The sequence below is a fragment of the Chamaesiphon sp. OTE_20_metabat_361 genome (genome assembly GCF_031364565.1).
On sequence record NZ_JANLWO010000139.1, the window covers coordinates 1 to 12,665 of the forward strand.

Below are 12,665 nucleotides of genomic sequence, written 5' to 3' on the forward strand. Positions count from 1 at the left end.
GTCCATTATTACCCATTACTTTTTACCTTTTACCTTTTACCTTTTACCTTTTACCTCTTCCCCCATTTCCCATTTCCCCCTACCCGCTACCCATTCCCCTTTCCCCAATTTCCCATGTACAAATCCTCATCAAATCGATCGCCCTGGCGAGATCTGTTTATTCATTGGCAACAGATGGACTGGCTGCTATTGCTGATGACTGTAGGTTTAACTTTCTTTGGCGGTGTGATGATTCACAGTACCGAGTTAAATCAACCAGTGGTTCATTGGCTGCAACACTGGTTGGTGGGTGGAATTGGTTTAGCGATCGCATTGGGAATCGCCCGGATCTCTTACAATCATTTACTGCGCTGGCACTGGGTTACTTATGGTTTGAGTATTGGTTTGCTAGTGGCGGTTGACTTTCTAGGCAATAGTGCCAAGGGGGCGCAACGATGGATTAATATTGCAGGGCTGACAGTCCAGCCATCAGAGTTTGCCAAAGTGGCGCTGATTATTACGTTGGCAGCAATTTTACATCGTCGTCCAGCGAATACCCTGCCGACATTTCTCCGGGCATTGGCAATTACCGTTCCACCCTGGTTGTTGGTATTTATTCAGCCAGATTTGGGGACATCTTTGGTATTTGGGGCGATCTCGCTGGGAATGTTGTACTGGGCGAATGCCAATCCCGGCTGGCTGGTGCTACTCGTATCGCCGCTGATGGCAGCAATTTTGTACAGCTTGAGTATCCCCCTGTGGATTATTTGGGCGGTCTTGATGGGGGTAGTTGGCTGGTTGACATTGCCTTGGCGATGGGTGAGTTCTGTAGTGGCATTCGGGGTGAATATTGGCTTTGGTTTACTCGGACAGGTATTTTGGCATATTCTCAAAGAATATCAAAAAGACCGTCTGATCGTCTTTCTCAATCCTGAGAAATATCCGCTCGGTGCTGGGTATCACTTAATTCAATCCCGAATTGCGATCGGAGCAGGAGAGTTTTGGGGACAGGGACTCCATCAAGGTACCCAGACGCAGCTCAATTTTATCCCCGAACAGCATACCGATTTTATCTTTTCGTCGATCGGGGAAGAACTGGGTTTTGTCGGCGCGATTTGTTTGCTGGCAACTTTTTTCTTGTTCTGCTGGCGGTTGCTCCGAGTCGCCTGTCAAGCGCCTAATAATTTTGGCTCGCTGCTGGCGATTGGCGTATTTGCGATGATTGGTTTTCAAGTGATTGTCAATATCAGCATGACGATCGGGATTGCCCCCGTAACAGGGATACCATTACCGTGGATCAGCTATGGTGGCTCGGCACTAATTACCAATTTTATCGCGATCGGGTTGGTAGAATCTGTCGCTAATTACCGTCGGAAATTTAGTTTGTAGGGAGATGGGAGTTGGGAGTTGGGAGTTGGGGGACGGGGGGACGGGGAGACGGGGGCACATTTTATTCCCTAAAACCTAAAACCTAAAACCTAAAACCTAAAACCTAAAGATCGCGATCGCTCTACCGTGACATGGTAAAATGCTTTGCCTGCGGCAATACATGGCGAGTGAATATACACTCGCTGGTAACGCTAGAGTAGGAAATATTAGAGATAATTACAGGTTAAGGAGAGATCGATCGTGGCCAAGATGTATTATGATGCCGATGCTAATTTAGACCTATTAAACGGCAAAACTGTAGCAATTATCGGTTATGGTTCCCAAGGTCACGCTCACGCTCTCAACCTGAAAGATAGTGGCGTCAAAGTAATTATCGGTCTCTACCCAGGTAGTAAATCGGCAGCCAAAGCCGAAGCCGAAGGTTTAGTCGTCAAAACAGTCGCCGAAGCATCAGCCGCCGCAGACTTGATTATGATTTTGCTGCCCGATGAAGTCCAGCGGGAAATTTATGAAAAAGAGATTAAACCAAACCTGAGCGCGGGTAAAACGCTGGCTTTTGCCCACGGATTTAACATTCACTTCGGGCAAGTCTTGCCACCAGCAGATGTCGATGTCATCATGGTCGCACCCAAAAGCCCCGGACATACGGTGCGCTACGAGTACCAAAAAGGTCAAGGGGTACCTGCTTTATTTGCTGTCTATCAAGATGCTTCCGGTCAAGCGCGCGATCGAGCGATGGCTTATGCTAAAGGCGTTGGTGGTACCCGAGCGGGTATCCTCGAAACTACGTTCCGCGAAGAAACCGAAACCGACCTTTTTGGCGAACAGGCAGTATTATGTGGCGGCTTAAGCGCCTTAATTAAAGCCGGATTTGAAACGCTCGTCGAAGCAGGTTATCAACCCGAACTCGCCTATTTTGAGTGCCTCCACGAAGTTAAACTGATCGTCGATCTCGTTGTCGTTGGTGGCTTGGCAGAGATGCGGAGTAGCATCTCGAATACGGCTGAATATGGCGACTACACGCGCGGCCCCCGGATTGTCAACGATGCGACTAAGCTAGAGATGAAGAAGATCTTGAGTGAAATTCAATCGGGACAATTTGCCCGCGAATTTATCCTCGAAAAACAATCTGGCAATGCTGGTTTCACTGCCGTCCGTCGCTTGGAAGCCGAGCACCAAATCGAATCAGTCGGTAAGGATCTCCGCGCGATGTTTAGCTGGTTGAAGAAAAACTAAACTGGGGTAAGGTATCATCCCACTTTTTACAATCCCTAAAGATAAACTAGTCTCGATCGCCGCATTTCCTCAAGTCTGGCTTGAGAGAAACTTATTATTTAGCAAACTAATAAAAATTGGGATGCTCCCAGGTCGCGATGGCAGCTAGCAAAATTCGAGAATGAGCAGATCGGTGTAGATGCTCGCACTGCGCTCGCTAATTCTAGTCACCAAGATCGTGTTGAGATCTCTGAGCTAATAATAAACCCCCTCTTAGCAATTGTTAAGAGAGGGTTTATTTATTATTGATGAGTTGGATGTCTAGATTCTAGTTTTTGTCGGTAGAGTTAGACTTTAGTTTCTTTCTCATCCGGAATGCTGCGCTACCCCCAACGATAGAACCAATAATGGTGAAAGGCTCAGGGACGCTGGCAGCAGAAGATATGGTCGAAATTTGAACGTTGTCCAGACCTACGAAATTGTTGTCTAATGTACTGTTTAAAAAAGCGATCGAGGTAGATCCGGATGTCGCAGTAAAGTCATAGAAATACGACTGCCAATTTACAGTACCTGCGGAGAATGTAGAGTTTGTGAATGCGATTCTTGAACCACTATCAATACTCAGTCCTAAGCTTGAGGGTGTTTGGTACACTGGGCCACCGTTAGCAGCACCAACAGAGAAGGCCAAACGATAAACTTCACCAGCGTTGGTAGCAATCGCTTGTTCTACACCACTATCAGTTCCTGTATTACCAGAACCAGTCAGGTCGAGACTATTAAAACCTTCTGCCGCTGTAAATGCGTTAATACTATTAGGAGCTGACTCGCTATAGGTGGTTTCTAATAGCACAACTCCACCACCTAAAACATTCCAACCACCAATACTACTTCCAGCGGCAAAACCTTGCGCGCCACCGGGTGACAATGCTGGTGTTTCAAAACTACCGTTAGCAATAGTCGCAGCTAAAGATGGAGCTGTAAAACCTACTGTGAGCAATGATGCAATTGCGAAGCTATCAATGATACGCATTTATTTAATTCCTTGTAATGGATATCGGGGGAGGTGAAACTCGATTGCTAGAATAGTACAAGAATACCATACTACAAAAGGCTAAATTCTAATCTAACATCAGTATACCCTGCCAAGAGACTAAAATTCACACGCCAATGTAGTTTGTCGAATCCAGAAATCGTATGAGGTTGGGAGGACAAGGATCTGGACGATTATAATAAGTATCGATATTGGCTTTCGATCTACGCTCGCAATATTTTTAGGTAGCGACTCTAAAAATATTAGTGAGACCGCTACAGAGGCTGGCTAACTAAAGAGAATTGTTACTAGCCCTTGGTTTCATTTCCCAGAACGGTAAAATAGATGATGGGTGCCGATCGCCACTCAATTATCGATTACTAATGATTATTTAATTTAACTCTTATGCCAAGAACCCAGAAGAACGATAACTTCATCGACAAAAGCTTTACCGTCATGGCAGATATCTTACTCAAGATCATGCCTACCAACAAACGTGCTAAAGAAGCCTTTGTCTACTATCGCGATGGCATGTCCGCGCAAGCCGATGGTGAATACGCCGAAGCTCTAGACAACTACGAAGAAGCCCTTCGACTCGAAGAAAACGACTACGATCGCAGCTATATTTTGTACAATATGGGTCTGATCCACGCGAGTAACGGCGAACATACGCGCGCCCTAAACCTTTACTCTCAGGCTGTCGAACTCAATTCACGCCTGTGCCAAGCTCTCAATAATATCGCCGTCATCTATCACTATCAAGGTGAAAAAGCCGCCGAAGAAGGCGATCTCACCACTAGTGAAGCTTGCTTGGGCAAAGCCGCCGAATACTGGATTCAAGCCATCAAAATCGCTCCCAACAACTATATCGAAGCCCAAAACTGGCTCAAAACTACCGGACGATCGCAAATAGATATTTATTTTTAGTGGATAGTGAATAGTGAATGGTGGATGGTGAATAGAGTTTAGATGTTCTCTCTATTACCTTTTACCTTTTACCTTTTACCTTTTACCTTTTACCCCTTACCCCTTACCCCTTACCTTTTACCCCTTACCCATGCTCGATCGCGAACAAGTACACAAAGTCGCTCTTTTGGCTCGATTGGAACTGACTCCCGACGAAGAAGAACAATATGCGGGTCAGATGAGTAGTATTCTCGACTACTTTGAACAACTGAGCGAACTCGATACCAATGATGTCGAGCCGACGACTAGAGCCATTGATATGAGCAATATTACCCGTCACGACGATCGATCTTCGTACGAAAACTTGGCAGGTATCTATGATGCGGCACCAGATCGCGAAACTGATTTCTTCAAAGTTCCCAAAATTATGACTTAGAGACGTGTCGATCGAGACATGTCATCTACGTTAATATTAATTATTGTTGCCCTCAAAATTAGAGAGAAGAAACTGTGGCTCACTCGATCGTTACCAATGTTTGTGAAGGTATAGCTGACTGTGTAGCGGCATGTCCCGTCGCCTGTATTCATGATGGCCCAGGGAAAAATACGTTGGGTACCGATTGGTATTGGATTGATTTTTCGACTTGTATCGACTGTGGCATTTGTATTCAGGTTTGCCCGATCGAAGGTGCTATTTTGCCTGAAGAAAGACCGGATCTGCAAGCCACTCCTAAATAATAATAAATCTAGCTAAAATTAAGATGGTGGGCAGATATTGCTGATTCAGATCCCCGATTTCTCCAAGAAGTCGGGGACTATTAGAATTATTTACCCGCACTCTCGATCTCTTTTTGTTCTTGCTTGAAGGCTTTTTCTTCGGCTTGCTCTTCTTTCATTTCAGCTTCGATGAGAGCTTTGGGATCTTTATTGAGTTTAGCAATCTCATCGTATGCTTCCGAACGAGTGGCGGCAGGATTTGTCAATTCAAATGGTTGAATTACTTTTTCATTAGCGCGAGCAATTGGCGGTGCGGCATAGCTAGAGGGGAGTAGGATAAGGTTGGTAGCCAAGATCAAACTTGCTAGTCCAATTGTCCATAAGCTTTTGACAAATAGGTTTTGGATCGAATTCAATATTTTTTTCATGGGATCTTTTACGTGTATATTTATGGCATGAATTAGGATTGAAAGATCGATCGGACGATATCGATCGAACCTTAAATGTAAGATTATCATTGAAGTTGGTGATAAACCTTCTATCAAAAGGTGTATGGAATAGGCGATAGATTATGCTTTTACTTAGCTACTCGATCGGGTCGAACCGATTTAGGAGCTTGACAATAATCACGATCGGTAAGCTGACAACAACGCTAATTAGGGCGCGATCGAAACTCAGGGGTACTGTTTGGAACAATTGATTCATCACGCTCCACTCGACAAACAACCATTGCAAAGCGAGGATGGCGATAATGCCGATCGCGGGCATATAGGCAATCTGGTGATGGCGATCGCGGAGTCTGGCAAATAGGGACGGCACAAATTGCGTAATACTCAGCAGGTAAAAGGCTTCGGCAGAGATTAACGTATTGACAGCCATCGTCCGCGCTACGGCGATATTCCCGATCGTTTGTTGTGCCCATTCAAAACTAACAAGAACGGCGATGACATTAAACAGCGAAATTATCGCGATTCGCCGCAGCAGACGCGGGGTGAGTAGCGGTTCATTGGGGTTGCGCGGTGGCAACTTCATCACGTCTTTGGACTTGGGTTCAAAGGCGAGCGGGACTGTTAGAGCAGTGGCACTGACCATATTAATCCAGAGAATTTGCAATGGCAGAATAGGTAACACTCGCCCTAACAGTACGCTTACCAAAATCGTCAAACCTTCACCCCCATTGACTGGGAGGGCGAAGGCGATCGCGCGGAGCAGATTTTGATACACCGTGCGCCCTTCTTCGACGGCGGCGGCGATCGAGGCAAAGTTATCATCGGTTAAGATCATCGCGGCGGCTTCTTTGGCAACTTCAGTACCAGTAATGCCCATCGCAATGCCTAGATCTGCTTGCTTGAGGGCGGGGGCATCGTTGACCCCATCGCCAGTCATCGCCACGATCGCGCCTTGAGCTTGGAGGGCTTCAACTAGCCGCAATTTCTGCTCTGGAGCCACCCGCGCAAAGACGACACCCGTATAGGCAGCTTGGGCAAACTTCCGTGCGTCCATCTGACTGAGTGCTTGTCCCGTATAGGATTCTGGCTCAGACTGGCTCAGTTGCATCATCCGGGCGATCGCCGTGGCAGTTAAAATGTGGTCGCCCGTAATCATCTTGACCTGAATCCCTGCTGCTTGACAGACTCGAATCGCTTTAATTGCCGCAGGTCGGGGTGGATCGATCATCCCTTGCAATCCTAGAAAAACCAGTCCTTGCTCGATGTCAGAATGCGCTAGCGGCTGCGGTGCGGTCGGCACAGACTTGCTAGCGAAGGCGAGGACTCGCAACCCCTGTTGAGCCATTTCATCGACCTTGCGCTCGATCCTCGCTCTGTCTAGAGTGGCAAACTGACCGCGATCGTCGAGGAGGCGATCGCACCGTTGGAGGATCGATTCGATCGATCCTTTGACATAGATTAACAGCTCGGTGGAGTTGGTTTGATGCAGGGTCGCCATGTACTGAAATGCTGACTCAAACGGGATCGTATCTATTCTCGGCAGTTGAGAGTCTGAGTCTTGGCGATTTAATCCGGCTTTTTGGGCAGAGACAATCAAGGCGGCTTCGGTAGGATCGCCGACGATCGTGTATTGCCCCGCTTGGGATTGGAGATGGGAATCATTGCACGACTGTCCGGCGGTGAGGCATTGAATCAGGGCGGGTGTCGTCTGGACGATCGGGCGATCTGCCAATAACACTTTCCCGTCGGGCGCATAGCCAACCCCCGTCACCGTATAGTCGCGATCGCCTGCGTAGATCGCTTGGACTGTCATCTGATTTTCGGTGAGCGTTCCGGTTTTATCGGAACAAATGACGGTCGTGCTACCGAGCGTTTCGACGGCTGCTAGCTTGCGGACGATCGCATTGCGTTTTGCCAAGCGCGAAACGCCGATTGCTAGTGTAATCGTGACGATCGCAGGCAAGCCTTCCGGGATGGCTGCTACGGCAAAAGCCACGGTGGTAGTGAAGACCTCTACCCAAGATTCATTTTGGGGCAGTGCCACGATAAAGTTCAGTACTGCCAATCCCAAGATGATGTACAGCAAATTTTTACTAAATTTGCCCAGCTTGCGGGTTATCGGCGTTTCGACATCGGTGCTCTGCTCCATCAATTGCGAGATCCGCCCGGTTTCGGTCGCAGTGGCGATCGCGACTACCAAGCCCTGCCCTTGTCCAGAAGTAACCAAACTGCCCATATAAGCCATGCTGGTACGTTCTGCCAATGTCGTAGTCGCGGCTAATGGCGTGGTGTTTTTCTGAATCGGCATTGATTCACCTGTCAATCCCGATTCATCCACGGTGAGATTGTTGACAGCAATCAGCCGCAGATCGGCAGGGATCTTGTCCCCCGCTGCAAGCTGGACGAGATCCCCTGGCACCAACTGCTCGGCAGGAATCTTCCGGGTTTTACCGTCCCTGATAAGGGTTGTTTCGGTAGTTACGGACTTGGCGAGGGCCGCGATTGCCCCTTCAGCTTGGGATTCTTGGACAAAGCCGATAATGGCATTAATAATGGTCACGCCAAAAATCACGCTAGAATCGACCCATTCCTCTAATAGGGCTGTTACTACCCCAGCAGCCAGCAGAATGTACAGTAGCGGCTGATTGAATTGGAGGACAAACCGCAGCCAAGCACTTTTTCCGGCTTTACCAACTAGTTGATTGGCACCAAATTGGGCGTGTCGGCGATCGGCATCGGCGATACTTAAGCCTGTTTGGAGATTGGTGTCGAGCAGTTGGGCAGCTTCAGTGGCTGGGAGGGAATGCCACTGTGGCGGGTTGGAATCCTTGGTTAGCGTTGTTGTCACTGTGCTGAATCCTGGTAGAAACTAGATCGATCCTCAAAACACAACAGTCACCAGAGTAATAACTACTCTGATGACTGCGCTCGATTTAATATTTAGAGCATACCAAATCCTTTGACAGCAATAATCCCGGCGACGGCGGAGGCGGCTAGCGATGTTATCGCCGTACTAAATAACCACCATGCAGCTCCGGCGGCGACCTTTTGAGTTTCGATCGCTTGTTGGCGCGTCTGTTTTTGGATCTTTTTGATGCGTTTTTTGACTTCGAGTTGTACCTGCTGGGCGCGTTGGAGGACGCCATCGCGGGTAGATTCGATTTTGTCGATAATCCGATTGGCGTCGGCTTCAGAGATATCCTCGCGGGAGCTGAGGACGGCGACTAAAGTCTCGCGATCGAATTCGCCAAACCGTTCGCCGAGGGCTTCAAATCCGGCTTGTGGGTCGTCAAACAGCTTGCTGAAGTCGGCTTGGATGCCTTCATAGTTGAGTTCGGGACGTTCGAGTCCGTTGAGATAGTCGCGGACTTTGCCAAACAGGCTATCGATCGAGGATTGGAAGGTTTGTTGGATCTTCTGAAGTTGTTCGGTGATTGACTTATAGCTCGATTCTACCCGATCGGCAATCTCGTTTGCTTCATATTCGCTGATATCTTCCCGTTGGGACAGCAATGAGACGAAGGTAGTTCGATCGAATTTGCTGACGCGATCGCCTAAGCTATTAAAACCAGCGCTAGGATCTTTGAGCAATAGTCCTAAGTCGCGCTTGATACCATCGGGATTTAACTCCTCTTTATTGGTATTGCGGAGGTAGTTTTCGAGATTGGCTTCAAAGTCTACTGCTTGTTTTTTAGCGCGGCTGGCGAGGCGGCGGGGTGCTTTGACGATCGAAGTAATTGCCGATTGCAATTGGTCTACACTTTGGTTGACCTGTTCTTCGGTGAGGTTGCCTTGCTGGGTGAGCAGCTTGACGAGAGTCTCACGATCGACTTGAGATAACCGTTCGCGGAGGGCACCAGCGCCCGCTTTGGGGTCATCTAACAGGGTTTGGAGGTCGCGTTTAATCCCGTCTGGGTCGAGTTCTGAGAGGTTGGTCTTGCGGAGGTATTCGGAGATCGCCGCAGTGGTTTTTTCGTACTGAGCTTTAGCTTGCTCGGTTAGTTGGCGCGGTGCGTCCAGGGCGCTCTGACGGGCTTTGTCGATCCGATCGATCGCTTTATTGATTTGGTCTTCATCGAGGTCTTGACGCTGGCTCAAGAGCTGAACCAAGGTATCGCGATCGAATTGCGACAGCCGTTCTTTAAGCGCATCGATGCCAGCTTGAGGATCGTCAAATAAAACTTTGAGATCGCGCTCGATCCCGTCGGGATTAAGTTCTTCGCGATTGGTATCGCGCAGATAGGCTTCAACTTTACCCCGTAGCTCCTGGGCTTTGGCTTGGAGGTCGAGGGCGGGGACGGAAGCTGAATTGGGGACGCGAGTCGAGTCCAAGATTTCTGATTTGGCTTCGTCGAAATAGTTGGCGAGACTTTCGATGCTATCTGGCTGGAGATCGTCGCGCATTGAGAGGGTTTGCACGAAGTAATTGCGATCGAGCGGTTCTAGCTGCTGGCGAATTGCCGCAGGATCGGCTTGCGGATCGAAGACGACATCTTTGAATTCTTGCTTGACGTTGGCTTGGCTGAGTTTCCAGGCGGGAGAAGAGAGCAGGTAGTCTTGCAGATCTGCTTGGATGACGCTAAATGGTCGCGATTCTTCTGTGGAGCCAGATGGCTCTGCTGAAGTTGGATTGTTACCGTCAGCGGAACTCAGTACGGCGGCTTTGATTTTGTTGACCTGAGTGGCAACTTTTTCGACATCTAAATCGGACAGATTGGCATTTTGGACTACCTTACCAACCAATGTGCTTAAACCGACTTGCAATGCTTGGTTTACCAGGCTCCCACCGTTCCCGCCGCCAAGGTTGCTACCTTTGACGATCGTTTGGAGTTTGCCCGTCAATTCGTCAGGGTTTAAATCTTCAGGGTTGACTGACTTAATTAGATCGAGCAACTGGCTGGGCACATCGGCTTTACCACCTTTACCCGACACTTGTTTCCAGGTGCTTTCCAGCTTGTCGGCAATTTTGTTGAGATCTTGTTTGGATAAGTCGGTGCGGCTACCGACCAAATCGACAAAGGTTTGGCGATTGACGTTGCTGAGTAAATCGCTATTTGCCAGATCTTTGAGATCGGATTCTTGGATCAGTTTTTCAAACTGCGAACCGATTTTGTCTACATCTAGGTCGGGCAGCTTCAGACCGCTCAATGAGCTTTGGAGTGTCTTTTGAATGCTGCTCGGATCGAAGCCAGCCGTCAACTCACGGCGGACAACGGCAGTAATATCTTCAGCAGTAGAGATGGCTTGATTTTTAGCCACATTGGCACCCACAGCGGCGGTGGCGGTACCCATTAGCCCTTGCAGACCGGAGGTAGCAGTACTGGCGATCGAGCCGAGCAGCGACCCGACAGCACTCGATCCGAGCCACATGACAACGGTAAAATACACCGCCCAAATCGTCACACCCACAACCGCCCCAATGAAAGCGCTATCGACTAGTGTAAGTCTGACTGCCAAATAACACGCGGCAAATAACGCGATCGAGGCTGTCACGAGTACGCCGATGCCGACTTTAGTTTCGATGCCGCGTACTGTATCGAGCAAACTCTCATCGTCATCTGAATCGCTATCCAGATCCGGCGTACCGGGCGAGGCAACTAGCGCTACTGACAGGTTGGTGAGCAATAACTGAAAGGCAAATGCCATCGCAATCCCCGCTAGCACTCCGAGTGCTAAGTTCGAGTTGGTAGTAGCAGCAGCCGGATTCTCGACCACGAATGCCCCCGGCGCGATCTCGATCTGTGCCAGTTGGGCTAGCCGAGCGGCTAAAATTATGTTCATCATTGTTTCTTATTGGTTAATGATTTGTCGAACTCAATAATTTTCCGAGAGAATTATTGCCGCAATTAAAACTACCTAAAATCCACCCAGAATAGATTTTCTAGGGGATAAAAGTGCTAAATTTATTTAGGTCTAAGTATGTAGGCACAATTTTTTATAAAATAGATTGTGCCTGAAACCTTTGTGGGCATTGCCCACGCTACTGGGAAGACTTTGTAACGTTAGCCCCAAGACCGCACTTGTTCAAGACACAATCGGAGGCGGTGCTAAAGCAGAGCAAATATCCTTAACTTGAATCTAGGTTAATTAAGATTACTTCTCGATCGCCATTGAAGAATCACTCGCTGGATTTAAGAGCTTTCTTTCGGCAAAGTAGTTGTTCATGAAAGTGCTGGCGAGAGACAATACAACTGGCCCTGCCAAGAAGCTGATTAAGCCGTGAATCGCGAAGCCAGGTACAAATAGAGCAGCCAACCACAGGCAGATCCCGTTGACTACTAGTGAAAACGCTCCTAGACTCAAAAAGTTAATCGGTAAGGATAGTAGCGACAGCACGGGGCGAATAGTGGAGTTGATACCTCCGATCGCGGCAGCAGCTAACAGTGCGGCTGGAAAATTGGCAATATCGATCCCTGGGACGATGGTATCGATTACTAGCAAACCTAGGGCGGTGGCTAGTGTGGTCATTGCATAACCAATTAGATTATTGTTCATATTTTTATCCCTTGAAAATCTCAACGCGAGTTAAGTACTGACTTATTTTTATCTTGAATCAGTGTGTAGAACTGATAGAAATAGACTCAAAATTTAAGTACTAAAACTATCCACTAAAACACTAGTAAGCTTGGTCTTGCTTGGCGATCGCCCAAACTGCATGAATGCTGCCGGGAATCCAACCGAGTAAAGTTAAGCCAATATTGATAAACAGTGTCGGGCCAATTCCGTAGGTCATAAAAACACCTACTGGCGGTACCACGATTCCGAGTATTAAAGGCAATATTTTCATTGTGGTTAATCCATTTTATGAATGAATATCGAGTAGCGATCGGGCTGACTTGAGTAGCTGCGTAGTCGTTGACCCGTACAAGTCGGCTAGACTTCGATTTAGGTTGGTTTTCCCCCCAAACCCCCATATAAAGGGGGGGGTTATTAATACCAACCCCTTTTAAGGGGGGGGGTGGGGTGGGGTGGTGGTCGCC

The 12,665-nt window shown here is 48.2% G+C and carries 11 protein-coding genes; 5 read left to right on the forward strand and 6 right to left on the reverse strand.

The window, feature by feature from the left end; all coding sequences use genetic code 11:
• Positions 1-114 precede the first annotated feature (114 nt).
• The gene (gene rodA / locus RMO35_RS03940) at positions 115-1,368 is read left to right on the forward strand and encodes a rod shape-determining protein RodA (protein ID WP_309738705.1); all 1,254 of its coding nucleotides are present in this window, start codon (positions 115-117) and stop codon (positions 1,366-1,368) included.
• A gap of 240 nt (positions 1,369-1,608) precedes the next feature.
• A complete protein-coding gene (gene ilvC, locus RMO35_RS03945) occupies positions 1,609-2,604 on the forward strand; it encodes a ketol-acid reductoisomerase (protein ID WP_309738707.1) in 996 nt (331 codons plus the stop codon).
• Between the two features lie 307 nt (positions 2,605-2,911).
• Here ilvC and RMO35_RS03950 read toward each other — a convergent pair whose 3' ends face one another.
• Entirely contained in the window at positions 2,912-3,613 is a 702-nt protein-coding gene (locus RMO35_RS03950) for a DUF642 domain-containing protein (protein WP_309738708.1), read from the reverse strand.
• A 405-nt stretch (positions 3,614-4,018) separates the two neighbouring features.
• On the opposite strand from RMO35_RS03950, the gene RMO35_RS03955 reads away from it, so the two are divergent.
• The 3 genes from RMO35_RS03955 to RMO35_RS03965 all read left to right on the forward strand — a co-directional run bounded on the left by RMO35_RS03955 (position 4,019) and on the right by RMO35_RS03965 (position 5,257).
• Positions 4,019-4,540 (forward strand): photosystem I assembly protein Ycf3, encoded by a 522-nt coding sequence (locus RMO35_RS03955; RefSeq protein ID WP_309738709.1) that lies wholly within the window; start codon positions 4,019-4,021, stop codon positions 4,538-4,540.
• Between the two features lie 130 nt (positions 4,541-4,670).
• A complete protein-coding gene (gene gatC / locus RMO35_RS03960) occupies positions 4,671-4,955 on the forward strand; it encodes an Asp-tRNA(Asn)/Glu-tRNA(Gln) amidotransferase subunit GatC (protein ID WP_309738711.1) in 285 nt (94 codons plus the stop codon).
• Between the two features lie 74 nt (positions 4,956-5,029).
• Entirely contained in the window at positions 5,030-5,257 is a 228-nt protein-coding gene (locus tag RMO35_RS03965; protein ID WP_309738712.1) for a ferredoxin family protein, read from the forward strand.
• Between the two features lie 86 nt (positions 5,258-5,343).
• On the opposite strand, the gene RMO35_RS03970 is transcribed toward RMO35_RS03965, so the two are convergent.
• The 5 genes from RMO35_RS03970 to RMO35_RS03990 all read right to left on the reverse strand — a co-directional run bounded on the left by RMO35_RS03970 (position 5,344) and on the right by RMO35_RS03990 (position 12,472).
• A complete protein-coding gene (locus RMO35_RS03970) occupies positions 5,344-5,664 on the reverse strand; it encodes a hypothetical protein (RefSeq protein ID WP_309738714.1) in 321 nt (106 codons plus the stop codon).
• Positions 5,665-5,821: 157 nt separating this feature from the next.
• Positions 5,822-8,533, reverse strand: coding sequence for an HAD-IC family P-type ATPase (locus RMO35_RS03975; protein WP_309738715.1), 2,712 nt, complete (start codon positions 8,531-8,533; stop codon positions 5,822-5,824).
• A gap of 92 nt (positions 8,534-8,625) precedes the next feature.
• Positions 8,626-11,466, reverse strand: coding sequence for an MFS transporter (locus RMO35_RS03980; RefSeq protein ID WP_396134852.1), 2,841 nt, complete (start codon positions 11,464-11,466; stop codon positions 8,626-8,628).
• 312 nt (positions 11,467-11,778) lie between these two features.
• Complete coding sequence (locus tag RMO35_RS03985; protein ID WP_309738717.1) at positions 11,779-12,180, reverse strand: phage holin family protein; 402 nt, start codon at positions 12,178-12,180, stop codon at positions 11,779-11,781.
• A 121-nt stretch (positions 12,181-12,301) separates the two neighbouring features.
• A complete protein-coding gene (locus RMO35_RS03990; RefSeq protein WP_309738718.1) occupies positions 12,302-12,472 on the reverse strand; it encodes a YqaE/Pmp3 family membrane protein in 171 nt (56 codons plus the stop codon).
• Positions 12,473-12,665 lie beyond the last annotated feature (193 nt).